Source organism: Bradyrhizobium archetypum, from assembly GCF_013114835.1.
GTDB classification, from domain to species: domain Bacteria; phylum Pseudomonadota; class Alphaproteobacteria; order Rhizobiales; family Xanthobacteraceae; genus Bradyrhizobium; species Bradyrhizobium archetypum.
On record NZ_JAAVLW010000001.1, the window covers coordinates 231,066 to 248,704 of the forward strand.

At 59.7% G+C, this 17,639-nt stretch carries 15 protein-coding genes and 3 pseudogenes; 2 read left to right on the forward strand and 16 right to left on the reverse strand.

The features are described 5' to 3' along the window. Positions 1-17 precede the first annotated feature (17 nt). Complete coding sequence (locus HCN50_RS00980; protein ID WP_171708394.1) at positions 18-449, forward strand: hypothetical protein; 432 nt, start codon at positions 18-20, stop codon at positions 447-449. 514 nt (positions 450-963) lie between these two features. Further along, positions 964-1,328 (forward strand): annotated as a pseudogene (locus tag HCN50_RS00985) (IS630 family transposase); the annotation flags it as partial. 24 nt (positions 1,329-1,352) lie between these two features. Here the strand turns inward: HCN50_RS00985 and HCN50_RS00990 are convergent. From HCN50_RS00990 to cybH, 16 genes and pseudogenes are all read right to left on the reverse strand, one after another. Further along, positions 1,353-2,945 (reverse strand): carbohydrate porin, encoded by a 1,593-nt coding sequence (locus tag HCN50_RS00990; RefSeq protein WP_171707755.1) that lies wholly within the window; start codon positions 2,943-2,945, stop codon positions 1,353-1,355. Positions 2,946-3,426: 481 nt separating this feature from the next. After that, positions 3,427-3,618 (reverse strand): annotated as a pseudogene (locus HCN50_RS34660) (isocitrate lyase/phosphoenolpyruvate mutase family protein); the annotation flags it as partial. A 291-nt stretch (positions 3,619-3,909) separates the two neighbouring features. Beyond that, positions 3,910-4,119: a transposase domain-containing protein gene (locus HCN50_RS34150; RefSeq protein ID WP_171580847.1), complete on the reverse strand. Its 210-nt coding sequence runs from the start codon at positions 4,117-4,119 to the stop codon at positions 3,910-3,912. Between the two features lie 1,370 nt (positions 4,120-5,489). Then, positions 5,490-6,824 carry an oxygen-independent coproporphyrinogen III oxidase gene (gene hemN, locus HCN50_RS01005; RefSeq protein ID WP_171707757.1) on the reverse strand — a complete coding sequence of 445 codons (1,335 nt, stop codon included), beginning with the start codon at positions 6,822-6,824 and terminating at the stop codon, positions 5,490-5,492. A gap of 284 nt (positions 6,825-7,108) precedes the next feature. Continuing rightward, on the reverse strand, positions 7,109-8,155 hold the full coding sequence (gene hypE, locus HCN50_RS01010) for a hydrogenase expression/formation protein HypE (RefSeq protein ID WP_171707758.1): 1,047 nt from the start codon (positions 8,153-8,155) through the stop codon (positions 7,109-7,111). Then, positions 8,155-9,293, reverse strand: a pseudogene (gene hypD, locus HCN50_RS01015) (hydrogenase formation protein HypD). Before hypD ends, hypE begins: the two are co-directional and overlap by 1 nt. 92 nt (positions 9,294-9,385) lie before the next feature. Then, entirely contained in the window at positions 9,386-11,653 is a 2,268-nt protein-coding gene (gene hypF, locus HCN50_RS01020; RefSeq protein WP_171707759.1) for a carbamoyltransferase HypF, read from the reverse strand. Continuing rightward, the gene (gene hypB / locus HCN50_RS01025; protein WP_171708396.1) at positions 11,650-12,597 is read right to left on the reverse strand and encodes a hydrogenase nickel incorporation protein HypB; all 948 of its coding nucleotides are present in this window, start codon (positions 12,595-12,597) and stop codon (positions 11,650-11,652) included. The genes hypF and hypB overlap by 4 nt, the downstream gene beginning before the upstream one ends. Further along, positions 12,597-12,938, reverse strand: coding sequence for a hydrogenase maturation nickel metallochaperone HypA (gene hypA, locus HCN50_RS01030; RefSeq protein ID WP_171707760.1), 342 nt, complete (start codon positions 12,936-12,938; stop codon positions 12,597-12,599). Before hypA ends, hypB begins: the two co-directional genes overlap by 1 nt. Then, a complete protein-coding gene (locus HCN50_RS01035) occupies positions 12,931-14,025 on the reverse strand; it encodes a nickel-dependent hydrogenase large subunit (RefSeq protein ID WP_171707761.1) in 1,095 nt (364 codons plus the stop codon). The genes hypA and HCN50_RS01035 overlap by 8 nt, the downstream gene beginning before the upstream one ends. Further along, positions 14,022-14,588 (reverse strand): [NiFe]-hydrogenase assembly chaperone HybE, encoded by a 567-nt coding sequence (gene hybE / locus HCN50_RS01040; RefSeq protein ID WP_376700240.1) that lies wholly within the window; start codon positions 14,586-14,588, stop codon positions 14,022-14,024. Before hybE ends, HCN50_RS01035 begins: the two co-directional genes overlap by 4 nt. Next, positions 14,552-14,827, reverse strand: a complete 276-nt coding sequence (locus HCN50_RS34665) for a rubredoxin (RefSeq protein ID WP_376700241.1) — start codon at positions 14,825-14,827, stop codon at positions 14,552-14,554. Before HCN50_RS34665 ends, hybE begins: the two co-directional genes overlap by 37 nt. Next, positions 14,751-15,581: a hydrogenase expression/formation protein gene (locus HCN50_RS01050; protein WP_171708397.1), complete on the reverse strand. Its 831-nt coding sequence runs from the start codon at positions 15,579-15,581 to the stop codon at positions 14,751-14,753. Before HCN50_RS01050 ends, HCN50_RS34665 begins: the two co-directional genes overlap by 77 nt. Before the next feature lie 421 nt (positions 15,582-16,002). Further along, positions 16,003-16,287 carry a HypC/HybG/HupF family hydrogenase formation chaperone gene (locus HCN50_RS01055; protein WP_171707763.1) on the reverse strand — a complete coding sequence of 95 codons (285 nt, stop codon included), beginning with the start codon at positions 16,285-16,287 and terminating at the stop codon, positions 16,003-16,005. Between the two features lie 16 nt (positions 16,288-16,303). Next, positions 16,304-16,888, reverse strand: a complete 585-nt coding sequence (locus HCN50_RS01060; RefSeq protein WP_171708398.1) for a HyaD/HybD family hydrogenase maturation endopeptidase — start codon at positions 16,886-16,888, stop codon at positions 16,304-16,306. A 12-nt stretch (positions 16,889-16,900) separates the two neighbouring features. After that, entirely contained in the window at positions 16,901-17,632 is a 732-nt protein-coding gene (gene cybH / locus HCN50_RS01065; protein ID WP_235976694.1) for a Ni/Fe-hydrogenase, b-type cytochrome subunit, read from the reverse strand. Between the last annotated feature and the right edge of the window lie 7 nt (positions 17,633-17,639).

Below are 17,639 nucleotides of genomic sequence, written 5' to 3' on the forward strand. Positions count from 1 at the left end.
CAGAAGGCGAGCATAGCGTGGCTTCTCACTGGCAGTATCAGGTTAGGTTCGACGTGAATGATTCCGCTACGGCGGAATCTGTAGGCCGAAAACTCCGTGCTCCGGCACTGGCACCGCTGTTCGATATTCTCGCCAAGCATCGCGCTGCACCGAAATGCCAGTTCGATGCCTTTGCGGAGTATGCCGCCGCAGCAGAAGAGCACGGCGTCGAAAACTATCCGCTCTACCAGTGGACAAAGGCGACGATCGAGAATGCAGCGAAGAAGGAAAAGTATTTGAAGTCCTTTGCGCTCTACGTAGACGAGCGGGAGATCTATGCCAAGGAGATTGCCGACTCGCTGGAGGCGGACTTGCAACCGCTCACCACTAGCGGGCTCATCACGCGGATATCGAAGTACGATACCAACCCCGCCAACAATCCTCAGCCGCGGCAGGGCCCCCGCGATTAGAGCTAGGAGCGAGCTGAGTGCCCGCTCTTGGCCCCAAGCCGAAGACCATCACCAACGACGCGCGGTCCGCTTTCTGGGGGATTGTGTTGCAAAAGTCGATGTTCGCCGATGACCAAAATTCTGGGGGCTGTAGGTGCGAATTCCGTATACAAAATGTGAGGGACCTCACGGCGTCACGCAAAATTTCACAGGCGACTTCAATAACGCGAATGAGGTCATACGATCAGCGATCGCTCGCTGCTTAGTGCTTTCGCGACAATTCCTGAGCCTTGCGACTTTCGACTTTTGCAACACTATCTGGGGTAATCGGACAGTGTTGGTGCTGGTCTTCGACCGATGCTCATGGGCCTAACTCGAACGTTGTGATCAGAAGAGCGCTGGGTGTCGAACCTCAATCAGCCGCATAGAACGCTTCCCGAATGGGATTGGAGATCGCGCCGGAGCCAATAATCTCCGCCTTGGGTGAACCGCTCGGTGACAAACGATTCCAGGCTGTTTCCCGCCACTTTCTCAAGAAGAGATCGATGCTCAAGTTCCTGAAGGGCTGGATGTCCATATCGTCGTCGATCACTACGCCACCCACAAGCCGCCCAAGATCAAAGCGTGGCTCGCCCGCCGGCCGCACTATCATGTCCATCTTACGCCGACGTCCGCATCATGGGTCAGGTCGAGCGCTGGTTCGCTGAACTCACCAGAAAGCAGATCCATCGAGGCGTCCACACCTCCGTCAGGCAGCTCGAGGCCGACATACGTACCTTCATCGACCTGCATAACAGAAACCCGAAGCCCTTCAAATGGACCAAGTCAGCAGACCAGATTTTGGCTTCAGTCAAACGCTTCTGCCACAAAGCTCAACAGACTTTATGTGGCGAACTTTAGATTCACGTGACTAGCCTTGAGGGCCTAGAAGAATATTGAGGTAGACACCAACAAATTCAGAGCATGCCCTGTTTGGCGCGTGTGTGTAATGCTCGTCGGGTTGTTGATGTATGCCAGTCCTACACTTGCATATATCCCGGGTGCCAGATGCGCGGTATAGGTAGCCAAGATCGCTGTGCTGTCGCGATGCACGAGATTCCCTTTAGCCAAGGCAGCGTCCACTGCAAAGTTGCTCCAAACGGTGTTGGTAGCAACAATAGCAATCTGATCACTGGGCCGGCTCTCAAACAGTCCCTTTGCATAAAGACGAAGCTCGTAATATTGACTGACTTTATTTAGGTCAGGCGGAGCGTACATTACAGAGAACCCACCATAGATACCACGATATGCCGAGCCTTGGACATCAGATTGCCAGAGTTGCCTGTCCCCTGCGACGTAGTAGACGCTGTTCGCGTCGGCTCTCGATTGCTGCGGATACTGCAAGTTCTTGTAGCTGCTGTTATTGAAACCGGCGCCCGCCCGCAACCAGGTCTCGGGTGAGCCCGGAGCAGCTTTGTTCTTGTAGCCAATTTCATCAAGCAAAAGAATGCCCGCGTTGGCCGTGCTCCAGCTTAAGCCGGCGGGATTTTCGCTGATCTGCGCATACTGACCGTCTGGACTGATTGAGCGCTGGATTGAGACCTTGTCATATAGGTGATCATCAAAATTGTACTTCACGTTGAGAGCTGGCGTAGGAGCGGCATTGTTGCTCATGCCAGCTTGATACAGGATATTCGACGAGGGGGCCAAAACGCTTGCTCCTGCGTTCCCTCCGACCAATGTGCCTGCGAACTCATTTACATTTCTGAGGTAGCCCATTTTGAGTTCGAGTTTCCTGTCGAAGAACGTCTGGTAGTAGGCCAACGTATTGAGACCTGCTCTATCTGGCCCGCCGGGTTTCCATGTCCAGTATTGCTGCTCGGCTCCCACGATGATCTGACCATCGGGAATTCCAAAGCGGCTGAGATCGTAGGTCACTATCATGAAATTTACGGTACTAAATGTCGGATTCTGGCCCAGGTATAGCTGATTGGCGGTGGTGGCTCTGGCTGCATTTGGCAGTTGATTGTCTATGACGCTGACTACTGTCCCGCCAACGTAGCCGATCCCGACGTCTGCCAGCGCGGATCTAACGCCGCCTTTATCATGATCTATCGTATCGGCAGGACCAGGGATATTGAGCCACATGCCTTTTTCGCGGAGGTTCTCGAACTTTGCGAATGGGTCAATCTCCTTTTGAGTTCTATTCTTAGCAATTTCATCCGCACTGTCCCGCTTTGCGGAAGGCAAACTGGCAGTTTGTGCTAGCGCCGAGTTACCGACCAGAAGCGTTGCTCGTTTGAGCTGGCGGCTTCGGAATTTTGTGACCGAATCGGACTCCCTCTCAATTCTTCTTTTAGCAACCTCATCTGGAATGTCGCGTTTTGGCTTAGGCCCATTGGCAGTCTGTGTTAGCGCCGAACTGCCGACGAGGCTCGCTGCTAGGGAGAGTGCGATAGCAAGCCCTCTTTGCTTCGTAGTTGATCGAAAGCTGAAAACGTGCGCCGCAGCCGTCGCTACGACAAAGTAACCATGCATAGTGAACTCCGCGTCCGTATTGCTAGTCTTGAATGGATTGCGCTCCGGCCTGATTGGCCCGGAGCTCCCCCCCAATTTTCTAATGTCCGTAGGCTCCGGGGCTTGGCAGCAATCGGCTCGTCTAGCTCAGCGATACCCGCTGAGCCTTCCCACCTCGTCACCGGCCGACACGCTATTGGCTTCATCGGCGAGGCACGTGTCGAGCACGCCATACCGCGGCCAAGCTAATCGACTGTTCCAACGCAGTTCTGTTGCGCTGCCTCGGTGTCGAGAGCGGCCGGTTTTATTCGGTGCCTTCGCTCGGCGAGATAGTGGCGAGGGGCGGACAACGCCTTGCTGTCCTCGCCACCAATACACTGCGAACGACCCGCCTCTTCCACCACAAGCATAAGGATTTCGGCCGTGCAGCATTCTGATCGAAGAAGACGTCTTCTTCGAGAAGATAGCAGTCATCAGAAAGCCAGGCTCGCACGCCAGCGACGACGCGTTGGTTCCATGATGCTTCACTGCCATCGCGGCAGCCGAGAGACGAGGCAACTGAGAGGCCCGAAGCCCAGAGAGCTTTGAAACTTGTGCGCTCGGCGATCGCGCCAGAAGGTCCATCATGGGCATGCATAAGAAAGGAGAGATCGCGGTTGGAGCCGATTTGATAGCCGCAGACGTCTTGGCACATCCATCAGGGCCGTTGGAGCGACCAGTTCTATATTGCATCCCAGTTCCTTGACTGTGTGACCCGCGCGACCTTCATCAACCGCCGATTGCCACATGTCCGTCATTTCCTCCAACTGCTGACGTTAGTAGTTGACTGGGTCGCAAGGCGTTGCCTGTCGATGCAGGGATCGTGGCTGTTTCGCTGCTCCGGATGAGGCCTCCTCGACAACTAGACGAACTCCGGCGATGGTGACATTCGGTCCGGTGGAAACCGGGCGGCGGTCACTCGTGAGCGCTGCAGCCGCTCAGCTCTTTACGCGCCCATCTCTCGGCGGGAACGCAGTGAAACCGCGATTTGTTGATCTGCATCATTAGCGTCGTTTTCAAGCGACGGCTTTGAAGGGTTGCCCGGATAGGCCCGGGGAAGAAGTTGGCTGAGTTCGTCGTTCGGGTGACCATTGACGATCATCCTCAGTATGTCGGTGACGTAGGCGAGAGGAAGGGCGTCATTGAGCTTGCAGATTTATGCCGACCGCCGGACCCTCCGAATGGGTTTATTTTCCCCAAGATTTTTCTGTGCAATTTGGCTCAACACAGTTGGCGTTGTGCTCCGTATTCGACTGCGCAGGCCAGGATAGCTTCAAGAGTAGTTGGGTACGAGCCGAGTGTTCCGGCGCGTGAAGAGTGGCCCCAACCGACAGCTCGTAGAGCTCTAAGTGGCGCGTCTCGTCAAGGGATGGACTTGCGGGCCACGGTAAGTGGCGATGCCTGGCTCGATACGAGCCTGAAGGATAATTCAGGAAATAACTACTGGCTCGCATTCGGGTCGGCAAATGGAGATTGTTCGCAGAGTTTTTCTGAATGGCGAGGAAATGCTGCGCCATGGCCGATGAAGACGAGAAGTATTGCTTTGCAGTAGCGCTATGATGTAGGAGCCGGCGATGCGCAAAAAGTGTCAACGCACCGATCACAGGAGTGGATGGCCAAACGATGAGGGCAACTTGCGGATAACGGTTTGTCGATGGTTGCGGCTCGTTGCAGCTCTTGACCCTCGTGTGATAGCGCGTCAACGAGCAAAGCCAACCCGGGCCGCGACATCGAGCGAGGGATGATGGAGATGATGGATCAAGCAACCGGTTCGGAGTTGCCGCCGGTATTGCACACGTCGCCGAGACGCGTTCCGTGGGTTTTAGTGCTCGTAGTTATCCTCGTTGGCCTGTGCGCTGCAGGAGCCTATTTTTGGACCAACGTCGAACACATTGTCGAGACGTCGGCGGCTCGTGAAGTTGCCCCAATGCCAGGCTTGTCACCTGAGGACAGAGCGGCCCTGTCGGAGATTCAGTCGGGACAACAGAAGACTAGCGATGAGCTCGCGGAACTCAGCCGCAGCATCAGCGCCCAGCTCGCCGATTTAACACGAATCTCGGATCAAATTGCGGCGCTCACTTTACGGGTCGACTCGTTGCTGAGTCCGGCACCCACGGCTTCTCCTCCTCATGTTAATCGTCCTGGCCATGCCGTTTCGGAGTCGGCCAGGAAACCCGTGCGATCGACTAAACCACAAGGGCCGGTTTCTGTCGGGGGCGCGCCGCTGATCTCAGGACCGAACGCGGACGAGCCTTGATGACGTCCCAGAGTGCTACAGGCTAATCCAGCCCGCCAGCTCCCGCTCAACGCGGTTGATCGTTTCTCGCCAAGCGGCCAGCCGGGCGATTACGGTGCCAAGGCTTACGGCAGTGCCAGGTCTCCAACGTGACGCTCGCAGAGGCCGTCGACATCGTTGCCGCACCGAGGGCAGTCTGGATCAGATTGCATAGAACCATTTCTACATGGTCGAGGCGCCGTCCTGTTAGCGACGAGCGGTGATGCTTTTGGATCCGTTTACGCGGCTTGTTAATAAGGTGAACGGTTGAGATAAGCGTCGAATGCGGCAGCAACAGCGCGAATCACAAAGCGGTGCTCCTGCCTCACGCGGACGAAACCCTTTTCGATGTCGACTATCCCGTCCTCGGCGAGCATCGCCAAGCGTTCAGCTGAATCGAGAAAAGGGTTCGCATAAAATCCGTGGGCGGCACAGATTGCCGGCACGTCGGCCTCCAGATCGCACATGAGCCGCTCGATGATCGCGGCTCGGACGCGGTCTTCATCGGTGAGACGGTAGCCTTTTGACGTCGCCAGACGGCCAGCTCTGATGTGCCGGCTGTAGGAGCCTGTTGCAACATCGTTCTGGACGTAACCGTCGCCGAGACGGCCGATGGCCGACGTGCCGAAGCCGATCAGGGTTTTGCAGGTGTCGGCCGAGTAGCCCAAGGAGTTACGCCGCAGGCGACCGGCTTTCTGCGCCAGCGCGAGCTCATCGTCCGGCAAGGCGAAATGGTCGAGCCCGATTTGGTGGTAGCCGGCGTCGACCAGCGTATCGGCCACGGCCGCGGCCTGTTCGGCGCGGGCAGCACTGTCCGGCAGCGCTGCCTCATCGATCAGGCGCTGACGTTTCATATACGAAGGAACGTGCGCGTAGCCGAAAACCGCAAGCCGGTTTGGGCGCATGGCGATCGCCATCGTCGTGCTCTCGACGCAGGACTGCACCGTCTGATTTGGGAGACCGAAAATAAGGTCGAAGTTGATGCGGCTTATTCCGTGCCGGCGAAGATTTTCGACGGCAGCGGCGGTCTGCGCCTTACTCTGGACCCGGTTGATCGCTTTTTGAACGATGGGATCGAAGCTCTGCACACCGAGGCTCGCGCGGTTCACGCCGGCTGCTCCTAACGCTTCGGCCATCTCGACCGTGAACGTGCGCGGGTCGATCTCGACGGCGATTGCAGCCGTTTTCCTGAACGCGAAGCGGCGGCGCAGGAGTTCCATCAGGGCCAGGAACTCCGCTGGCGCGATGACGGTCGGCGTTCCGCCGCCGAAGTGCACGTCGCTCACGGGCAGCGCTTGCGGCGCTTGCTCCGCGACCAAACGGATCTCCTCACGCAGCACCGACAGATAATTCAGGATCGGCGCACCCCGGCGACTGACGGCCGTCGGAAAGCCGCAATACCAGCAGATCGACCGGCAGAACGGAATGTGGAGATAGAGCGACACGGAGTCGTCAGGCGGCAGGCGCCTCAGCCATTTCTCACAGTCCTGTGCACCGACATCCGCGGAGAACTCCGGTACAGTTGGATAGATGGTGTACCAAGGCAGGCGGGCATCGCAATACTTTTTCAGGATTGAGGCCTGCAACGGTTGCTTTCCCAAGCTTATATCAGCATCACCCTAAGCGCTGCGCTCCCCTGTGTCTTTGCGCCATATCAAACGGTCCGCTCTTACCCGCGAAATCTGCGTTCCATCGAACCCTGCTAAGGTCCGGTCAGCATGATAGCGGGACTCATTTGACGTTTGTGAGAGGACCGAATTTATTACACGACTGATGTTGAAGCAGGGCTTGATGTTAAGGATGCTTCATGAGGAATCGCTCGGGCGATCTGCTCAAAGCAACAACGAAATGGCAGAAGTTGCTATTGTGCTCAACAGATCCGGGGTAATTGTTCGCCCAACAGCCAATCGACAATTCGCCCCCCACCAAAGCTGGTTGACAGCTGCACAAACTGATGGCTGTCGGCTACGGCCTCGCCGATATCAGCAGCATCGCACCCGAGCGGATGCCCCCTCATAGCTGCAAGCACGGCATCGGCCATATCAGCCGCCACGATGGCAACGAGCTTGCCCTCGTTGGCGACATGTAGCGGATCAAGCCCAAGGAGTTCGCAGGCGGCGGCAACCGCCGGCTTCACCGGAATGGCCTCTTCCTGCAGACGGAACCCGAGGCCCGACTGATGCGCAATCTCGTTGAGCATCGCGGCAAGACCGCCGCGCGTGGGGTCGCGCATCACCCGGATGCTGCTGCCGCCCGCCGCAACCATTAGGGCTACGAGATCATGCAGCGCCGCGGAATCCGAGACGATCTCGGTCTCGAAAGCGAGATTCTGGCGCCTCGACATGATCGCCGCACCATGGTCGCCGAGACTGCCAGAGACCAGCACGCGGTCGCCGACCCTTGCCTTCTCCGCGGAGAGATCGAGCCCATCGGCCAAAACCCCGACCCCCGTCGTCGAGATGAACAGGCCGTCCGCCTTCCCGCGTTCGACGACCTTGGTGTCACCCGTGATGATGTAAACGCCGGCGGCGCGCGCGGCCTCGCCCATCGAATCTGCAATCGTCTTCAGATCCGAAAAGCGGAAGCCCTCCTCGATGATGAAGCTTGCCGATAGATAGAGCGGACGCGCGCCGCCCATCGCGACATCATTGATCGTGCCGTGCACCGCGAGCGATCCGATATTGCCGCCGGGAAAGAACAGCGGCGAAACGACATAGCCATCGGTCGTCATCACCATCCTGCCGGCGCCAACATCGAAGGCCGCCTGATCGTTGCCGCGGGCGAGCCATTCATTCCCGAAGGCTTCGTGAAACAGGCCGGAGATCAGCTGCGCCATGGCGCGTCCCCCGGCGCCATGGGACAGGTCGACCCGTCCGTTCTCGATGTCGAGCTTGCGTTGATAGGCCGTTGCTCTCATCACGCCCGCCTCAACTGATAATCGCGAAACCGTCCATACGTCCAATGCGCGGCACAGGCGCCTTCCGATGAGACCATGCACGATCCTATCGGGATTTCCGGCGTGCAGACGGTTCCGAACAGCTTGCAGTCAACCGGCCTCTTCACGCCACGCAGGATGGCCCCGCACTCGCACGCCGGATTATCGGCGACACGCACTTCGTGCATCGCGAAGCGCTTCTCGGCGTCGAATTGAGCGTAAGCCTGCTTTAGCTTTAATCCGCTATGGGGTACGAGTCCGAGCCCGCGCCATTCAAACTGGTCACGCAATTCAAAGATATCCGACACCTCTTCCTGGGCGCGCCGATTGCCTTTCCGCGTCACCGCACGGCTGTATTGGTTCTCCACCTCATGTCGGCCTTCGTTCACCTGCCGCACCAGCATCAGGATCGCCTGCATCATATCGAGCGGTTCAAATCCCGCTATCACGATCGGCTTGCCGAATTGTTCCGCGAGGACCTCGTAAGGCTCCGTGCCGATGATGGTGCTGACATGCGCAGGCCCGAGGAAGCCATCAATTTCGACCCGCCCGATATTGCGGATACCGGGACTCTCGAGAATGCTGTGCATCGCCGAGGGCGTCAGCACGTGGTTGCAGAAAACACTGAAACTCTTCAGCCATTTCTTCTCGGCAAGCCGGATCATCACCGCCGTCGGCGGCGTCGTGGTCTCAAATCCAATGGCAAAAAAGACCACCTCCCGATTCGGTGCCTGTTCGGCGATCCTGATCGCATCGAGCGTCGAGTAGACCATCCGAATGTCGGCGCCAAACGCCTTGGCGCTCAGCAGGGATTTTCCCTGCGAGCCGGGGACGCGCATCAGGTCGCCATAAACACAGAGAGTGACCTCCGGCCGCTCGGCGAGCCTGATCGCCATGTCGATCCGGCTGGCGGGCAGAACACAGACGGGACAACCCGGCCCGTGGATCATCCGAACGTTCGCAGGCAATATATCCTCCAGGCCATAGCGGGAAATCGCATGCGTGTGTCCGCCGCAGAATTCCATGAACCGATATTCCCTTTGCGAATCGGCTTCGGCGCCAATCGCACGCAGAGCCCGTGCGCGATAGTCTTGTCGCCAAATTCGTCGGCATATTTCATGACTGGAGCTCCCGCCCCACGCTGCCTAGCTCCTTCGATGGCAATGTCATCGGGAAGAATTTTGGCGACCTCGGCTGGTACTGAGAGACACATCAGGCTGTTCCTTCCAGGGCTGACGGCCGTTGTTCAATCTGCAGAGCGGCGATCCAGGCTTGTCCGAGGCTCAAGCCACCGTCATTGGGTGGAACCTGCCGTGGCAGCAGCGGAGTGAGGCCGGCCGCCATGCAGCCGCGCTCGATTTCATCTGCGAGTACCGCGTTCAGGAAGCAGCCGCCGCTCAGAACGACGGTGGCAACGCCAGTTGCCCGCGCCGCGCGCGCGACCCAGTCAACGCAGGCAGCGGCGAACGTGCCATGAAATAGCCAGGCTCCCTCCGCGGCGCCAACGTTGTTTGCAATCAAATGCGCAAACAGCGGGCGAAAGGACAGCACGTCGCCATCGATCATCCAGCCCTCTTCAAGCACCGCAGTCCGCCGCACACACGCCTCGAGCTTCATCGCGGCTTCGCCCTCATAGCTCTGCAAAGTCGCGATCCCCAGCAGCGCCGCCGCTGCTTCGAACAGCCGGCCCGCGCTGGTCGTGGTCGCCACGCCGGGCTGATCGAGCAATGACCGCAGACGCTCGGCCTGCGGCTGTGCTGCGAAGCGCAGCCCGATTTCCTTTTTCCGCCCCAGCAAGTGAAATATTGCACTCGCCATGCGCCAAGGCTCGCGGGCTGCGCGATCTCCGCCGGGCATTTGCAACGGCGCGAGATGCCCGATTCGTCGAAATCCGGCGCCTTCGCACAACAATAGCTCGCCACCCCAGTTGCCGCCGTCGGAGCCATAACCATAGCCGTCGAGGAGAAGGGCGAGCGTAGGCCCCCCAAGGCCATGCTCCGCGATAACGGCGGCAGCGTGCGCGTGGTGATGCTGGACAGCGACCAGCGCGCGGCCGCTCGCTTCCGCAAAGCGGGTGGTCGCCATGTTGGGATGCAGATCATGGGCAATGACGACAGGATCGATGTCGAGGGTCGATGTGAGGTGCCGGATGGTCTCCTCGAAGAAGCGGATGCCTTCAGCCGTATCGAGATCACCGATGTGCTGGGAGACGAAGGCCTCCCTGCCCCGTGTGACCGTAATGGTCGATTTCAACGCGCCGCCGACGGCGAGCACGGGCGGCACAGACCTCGCAAGCCGGATAGGTTCGGGAACATAGCCACGGGCCCGACGAATGAATTGGCGCCGCCCCGCCACCACCGCCATTACCGAATCATCGGCGCGCGTCAGAATATCGCGATCATGGGTCACGATCAGATCGGCGATTCCCGCGAGCCGCCGCAGCGCCTCCGCGTTGTCGATCGGGAGCGGTTCGCCGCCGGGATTAGCACTGGTGCTGACAATGACCGGACCTTCAACCCGATGCCATGCACCTGTCGAACGAAGCGCATGGAAGATGAGGTGATGCAACGGGGCCGCCGGCAGCATCACGCCGACGCGCGACAGGCCAGGGGCTATCGCCGGCGCTAGATTGTTGCGCGACGGCAGGAGGACGATCGGACGGGCGACGGATTCGAGCAGTGGGAGCTCGGCGGCATTAGCCTCCGCAATCTCGCTGACCTGCTCTACGGAACCAACCATGACCGCGAACGGCTTCTGGTCGCGCTGTTTCCTCCTGCGCAAACGCTGCACGGCATCATGGTTGCGAGCGTCGCAAAGCAGCTGGTACCCGCCAATCCCCTTTATTGCGACGATTTGGCCGCCATCGATCCCCGCGGCAATGTCGTTGATCCCATGACTGAGCCGAGGACCGCATGTCGGACACGCAATCGCTTCCGCATGAAACCTGCGGCTCGCCGGATCGGCATATTCGCCCGCGCAGGCGGCACACATCGCAAAGTCCCCCATCGCCGTGTTGCGGCGATCGTAGGGAAGCCGTTCGGCGATGGTGTAGCGCGGGCCGCAATGAGAGCAGTTGATGAAGGGATAGAGGTAATGGCGGCTGTTCGGGTCGAACAACTCATCGAGACATTGCTGGCATGTCGCGGCATCGGCGACGATCCGCGTTGAGACCCTCCCGTGTTCGCTGGCGCGGATCGAGAAGTCTTTCGCCGCAAGCGCATCAATCTCCTGAACGGAGATGTGGTCGATCCGCGCCAATGGAGGGCTTTCGAGTGGCAAAGCGGCCACAAACTCGCACGTAAGGTCGCCCTCAACCTCGATGATCACGCCATCAGGATCGTTGGCGACGAATCCGGCCAACCTATAGCGGGTAGCGAGACCATAAATATACGGACGAAAGCCGACACCCTGCACGGCGCCACTGACGCGCACCTGCAGCCGCGTTCCGCCCCGGATGATGGCGTCGCTGCTCGCGCTCATCGCAATGCGTCACCGACGGGACGCCTCTGATTCGCAGCCTGCTTCCAGATCCAGGCGTAGAGCGCGGCAAAGCCCTCGCCCGTACGCGCCGAAACCGTCAGCACCTCAATGTTCGGATTGACGCGTCTCGCATATTCGATGGTCTTGGCTAAATCGAAGTCGATCACCGGCACCAGATCAATCTTGTTGATCAGCATCAGCGACGATGCGGCGAACATATCCGGATATTTGAGCGGCTTGTCTTCACCATCGGCGGTCGAGAACACCACGATCTTGCAGGCCTCGCCGAGATCGAACGCCGCGGGACAAACTAGATTCCCGACATTCTCGATGAAGAGAATACCGCCCTTAAGCGGCGGCAAGCAACTATAAGCCTCACCGACCATCGCAGCATCGAGATGGCAGCCCTTGCCAGTATTGATCTGGATTGCGGGAACGCCGGTGGCGCGAATGCGATCGGCATCGTTCGAGGTCTGCTGGTCTCCCTCGATGACACCAACCGGGCGGCTATCCTTCAGTTCGGAGACGGCGCGGACGAGCAGCGAGGTTTTGCCGGCGCCCGGACTGGAAACAAGATTGAATACGAGCAGGTCATCTGTCAGGAAGCGCGCGCGGTTGTTGGCGGCGATCCTATTGTTCTTGCCAAGGATGTCGCGCTCGATCCGAATGGTTCGCTCGCTGCTCATACCCACGATCTTCAAGCCGGCCGGATCGGCACCGCAATCCACAAGTGCCCCTCCGCCCAGAGCATGCTGATGGCTATGATCATGATGGTGATAATGGCCGTGGTGATGGTTGTGAGAATCATGCACGTAATGACCGCAATGCACATGATCACGGTGGTGACCGTAGTGATCATTGTGATGGCCCTGGGTTTGCTCACTTTGCGCGTCGGCAGGTTCGGTGGAGGGTGTTCTTTCGCTACAGCCACATACGGTACACATCAATCGACCTCCAGCTCTTTCACCCGCATCTCTTCGCCCCCGGTCACCTGCAGCTGATAGCTGCCGCAGCAGGAACACGGCTCATCGCGGTGCGCAATCTCAACGCTCCTCGAACAGGCAAAGCACCAGGCGACGCCAGGCAACTCGACGACCTCAATGACCGCGCCATCGGCGATGGTCCGCGCGGCAACGGCCGCAAAGCAGAACCTCATCGCTTCGGGAGCGACATGGCTCAGCGCCCCGATCTCCAGACATACGGTCTTCACCCTGGAAAACGATCGCCGGCGCGCCTCCTCCTCAACGATCTCGACGATGCCCTCACAAAGCGCCATTTCATGCATCGCCAATTTCGCGAAAATTGAGAGTGAACCCGACGCAAGGGTCGAAGGATGCGACCATCGCGCGAACCGCACGCTGTCCCCGTGGTTTCGCGGCCAGCACCGCGCCTTGCAGGCTGCGGACAAGCGGTCCGCGCGCGTGGAAATTCCACTCGGTCGGGGCAATAACTTCGAAGCGCGACATCTGCCGCTGACGATCAAGCTCCACCGCGTGATAGAGACGTCCCCTCGCGCATTCGACCGCGGCCGCACCACGGCCCGGCCCCAGCCTGTAACTTTCGACGATCCCATGCTCCGCTGTTTCAACACGAGCACCGAGGCGAAGCCAAGCGCGCAGCCGCGCGATTTCCGCAATCCTCGCCTTCAGCCGCTCGGCCGGCCCCGACCGGCCTAGCGTGATCTGAAGACGCATCATTTGGCGTGCCCACGCACCTGTTTCGGGAATGCGGCCCTCAAGGTCGGGACAACGGCAAAATCCTGCATCATCCACGAGCCGTTCAATGACGTCGCGGTCGTCAGCAACGGACAAAAACGAGTGCTGCATCGGCGTTGGGTTCAACGCATCTTCCTCGAGAGCCGCGACGCGAAGCGCTAGTGGGGTACCGAGCCTCGGCGCTCCCTCTTCGTTCGTTATGCCAAGCGCCGCCAGCGCAATCGCAACCCGCGCTATTGCCTCGCGTCGAACTTGGCCGCAGCTGGGCTCTGCGCTGCTGAGAAGCGCCGATACACCCTGCATCAGGGCGCGGATCGCTGCGGCGCTGGTAGCATCCAGCGGGAAATGCCCGACAAACAGGCCCCGCAGCAATTCCGCCAGCCGCTCGGCAACGACCATGGCGATACGATGCTGCCGCGTCGCAAGGCTGATGCCTTCGCCGCGCGCCGCCTCGATCGCGGACAGGAATGCCACCTGGTGCGCGGCGGCACACAACGAGAAGATTCGCGGCAGCACATTGAGCAACGAAGCGGGCGGCTTGCCGGCGAACAGCCGCCCCAGTGGCGGCCGGGCGCGCGGCAGAATCTCGACCGCGGCAATTGCGTCGCCAGCAAGCGATACGGTAACATCGATCTGGTTGCGGATGGCGAGGCTCATGCGCGCCGCTCAGTCTGTACACCGCGCAAGAAAGTCCGGCGGTCGATCGGAGTGATATTTGGCGCATCGGGCCCATGTGACGCCGCGCGATTGGCCGGCGACATCAGCGCCGCGAGCACTGCTTCGGCGGTGGCGCGCGCGGAGGCCATATCCTCGAACTCAAACATCGGCGAGAACAGTGAGTAGCTCGCGATCGAGCCCACAGGCGCCAGCTCGCTGACGGTGAATTCGATGTCGCCGGCCGGCAATCGCAAGCGCAGGTTCGTGCCCGGAGACGATTGCGAAGTGCCGTCACGCATGCGTGTGACCACGTTCATGAACCAAGGCGTGACCATCATGCCGACGACCCTGCCCTCGCGCGCGCGAAAGCCGATGGCTTCGACGCTCAAGGCCTCGTTGAAGATCGGCAGGTCGCGCATGCTGCGATCGGCGATATCCCGATAGGCTGCCGCGAGCATCTCGCCCCACGCCGACGCATCGGCGTGCACGCTCCTGCGGGGATGCTGTTCGCGGTCAGAAATCATCTTCAATCGCCATGAACTTCGATTTGGGCGCATCGACATTTGCGACAACGCCATTTTTCGGGCAACCCGGCGAAAGGCATTCCAGCTGCAATCTGCGTCGCCTCATCCCCCTCAGCCGGGTCGTAACCGATCCAACAGATGCCGCACTTCGTGCGTGCGCCGTCTGCGATATGCTTCTTGACGCCAAATTGTCGAAGCTCGTCATTCGAAGTACGCTTTGATGATTTCTTGCAGGCGTTCGGCGGAATCCCAGAAATCCTCGTCGGCAGCCAACGCAACGGTTGGCACGCCGCCGACCTCCAGCGTATCCAGAATGATGGTGTCCATGGCATTGAAGAACTGCACCGACCAGACGTTCCGGATGCCTGTCGCTAGCACTCGGCAAGTCCCGTAGCCGCGCGAGATGAGCTGGATCGGCCCGTTGCCAACGCTTTGCTGCAGAAACGCCTGGTCGACCGCGCTCATCGGCAGCAGGGTGAAGTTGATGATTTGCGAGCGCATGCCCGGCCGCCAGGCCAGCGCCCGGTCGCGAATTTCCGCGAGCACCGGCAGCACGTTCATCGCGCCGTCCGGTGCCGCGCCGATCATGAGAACGCTCGACGTCAGGTCGGTCGCGGCGCGCCGCACGATCTCCGGGATCGCACCGACCTCGACATATTCGTGTGCGGCGTCGGTCTCTATGCGCACGCGCCAGATTCCCGCAAGTACCGATTCCTGGACTTGCGCCGCGCGGCCCCCCGGCAGCGCAATGACCCCGGCGAGCTCGCCCTCCCCAAGCACGTCCGCAATCAGCTTGCGCTCGAGATCGCTGAGATTCCCGAGCCCGAACAGCTGCGTCGGCATGTCGCTCTTCTGGCCAGAAACGGCAGCCGCGACGGAAGACAACAGCGCGATGGCATTCGGACAGTTCCTCGCCAGCTCGATGCTATTGAGCGAAGCGAGCTTCGCGAGCGCACCCGCAGCTGTTAGCCTGCTATGGGCTGCGTCGAGACTTTCCTCGGCGATAGGAAACCCGCTCATCGGCGGCCGCATTTTCTCGGCGCTATCGGGTGCGACCCGGAAATCTGTATCATGATACGACGTTCCGTTGGTGTGCTGAGGGATAATGCTTGTGTCCGCGGACGCGCCATTGGCGCCCGCGCGATCAATGAGCTTCCAGATGCGGTGGATAGAGATCTCCGGATCTTGGCGATCATGGCGAGTGTCTTTCACCGGAGCCGCGTCAGATCATGTTTCCCGAGCTGAAAGTCCATTAGCCGCCTCTCTGATATTCCATGGTTCTGCTGGATGAGGTGTAGCAAGGGACGTGCCAATCGTTGCTCTTTCGCGATTGCGTTCCCGCTCGGATCAGCACCCGCTCGATATGTTCTCCGTGACGCTTGTTTCGGCTGCAAATCTGGTTTCCACTGGCATCGGCAAAGATGGGCAGGCAGTGTCCGGGAGGCGGCACCGGCTAGCGCAAGTGCTCGGGTAGTTGCGGCTCTTGACCGATCAAGTCCGCAAAGAACCGATCGCAATCGTGGTCAGCCGCATAAAGGCCCTCAAGCGCGTCGGCGATTAGCCGCGCTTCGTCGTCATCCAAGAGCCGCACCGCGGTATCGATATGGACAAGCACCTTGGCACCGACGGGCGGCTCGGAGAGCAGCATGACTGAGACGCGCCGCTGTTCATTGGCATATTCGCAAAGCGCCGACATGCCGTCGGTCTCAATAATCGTCATTGGCAAGCCAAGGCACATGCTAATCTGCGAGCCGCTAGATCGGTCGCGCCCTCCTCTCATAGTTTGCGTGGTCGATATCGTTGGCGAGCAGACGCTCCGACTTCGGTAGCGGCGCGGTCCGCAACTTTGCCGGAGAACCCCACTGCGCCAGCAGTTCGCAACCCAGTTCGATCGCAGGCGCAATCTGAGTGCGCACCGGAGCCGTCAGCGGCCCACCCCAATCCTCTAGATCAAGTGGCTGACAGCCGATTAGAGCGAGCTCTCGCGGGCAGCGGCCAAGCAGATTGGCCGCACTTAAGACCTCCTGGAAACTGGTCTGATGCAGGCTCACCTTCTTGGCGCCGGTGAATTTCGGCACCTCCTCGTCTCGCACGAGCTTCAAGTGCCCGGGCGCGAGCCCATAATCGATGGCATCGAACACGATCAGGCAATCGGCCTCCTCGAGAAAATTGACGAGGTAGAGCCCCTGCGTGCCGCCATCGAGCATGGTGACATTGTCAGGGACGGCGTAGCGGCGGTGGAACTGCTCCACCACCCGCACGCCGAACCCCTCATCGGCCCACAGGATATTGCCGATGCCGAGCATCAGGATCCGTTTCGTGTTCTCCGGAGTTGGCATCTGCATCGTCAATCAATCGCGGAATTCGCGCTCGCCAGAAATGATCGAGGAGACGATGCTCTGGCGCGACACGATGTCTTCGCGAACCGCTGTATAGATGTGGATGAGCGCAAACGTCACGATCATCCATAGGCCGAGATGATGCCAGGTGTGGACGTCCTGGCTGTTCGGCCAAATCGAAAACACCCAGCCGAACAGCTTGTACTGCCAGCTGTCGTTGCCGGTGCCCTGTGCGTAGAGTGCAAAGCCGGTGATGATCATGAACGCGATCGCCAGCGTAAACATGAAGAACATCGCAAGCTGGGCCAGCGGATTGTGCGCGACGTATTTCTTTGGCTCGGCCGCAACGAAAGCGTACCAGCGAATCTCGTGCCACACCTCGCGCCAATAGCTCTTGCGCCAGAGCGGCACGTAGAAAATCTGCTTAGCGTGGGGGTTGCCCATGAACGCCCAGTAAATGCGCAAGAGGAAGCCGAGCGTGAGCACGTAGCCTGCGAAGAAATGCGCAAAACGGATATAGCCGAACAGGAAATTGTCGCTTGCCTCTCCTGGCATGGTCGGTATCGCGCTGCCAATGAAATATCCGCTGAGACCCAACACCAGGATTGCCGCGGCGTTGATCCAATGCCACAGCCGCACCGGCGCCTCGTAGACATAGACGACGCCGCGCTCGGCCCTGCGGCCGGAGCGTACCGCAACGGCCGCGACAGCGGCGGTTAGCGCTTGCGGAGATTTGTCCAACAATGCCTCC

Bases quoted from the DNA above. Each gene is read 5' to 3' on its own strand.
- HCN50_RS00990 (WP_171707755.1), bottom strand. From the start codon at position 2,945: ATGCATGGTTACTTTGTCGTAGCGACGGCTGCGGCGCACGTTTTCAGC.
- hypE (WP_171707758.1), bottom strand. From the start codon at position 8,155: ATGAGAGCAACGGCCTATCAACGCAAGCTCGACATCGAGAACGGACGG.
- hypF (WP_171707759.1), bottom strand. From the start codon at position 11,653: ATGAGCGCGAGCAGCGACGCCATCATCCGGGGCGGAACGCGGCTGCAG.
- hypB (WP_171708396.1), bottom strand. From the start codon at position 12,597: ATGTGTACCGTATGTGGCTGTAGCGAAAGAACACCCTCCACCGAACCT.
- hypA (WP_171707760.1), bottom strand. From the start codon at position 12,938: ATGCATGAAATGGCGCTTTGTGAGGGCATCGTCGAGATCGTTGAGGAG.
- HCN50_RS01035 (WP_171707761.1), bottom strand. From the start codon at position 14,025: ATGAGCCTCGCCATCCGCAACCAGATCGATGTTACCGTATCGCTTGCT.
- hybE (WP_376700240.1), bottom strand. From the start codon at position 14,588: ATGTCGATGCGCCCAAATCGAAGTTCATGGCGATTGAAGATGATTTCT.
- HCN50_RS01050 (WP_171708397.1), bottom strand. From the start codon at position 15,581: ATGCGGCCGCCGATGAGCGGGTTTCCTATCGCCGAGGAAAGTCTCGAC.
- HCN50_RS01055 (WP_171707763.1), bottom strand. From the start codon at position 16,287: ATGTGCCTTGGCTTGCCAATGACGATTATTGAGACCGACGGCATGTCG.
- HCN50_RS01060 (WP_171708398.1), bottom strand. From the start codon at position 16,888: ATGCCAACTCCGGAGAACACGAAACGGATCCTGATGCTCGGCATCGGC.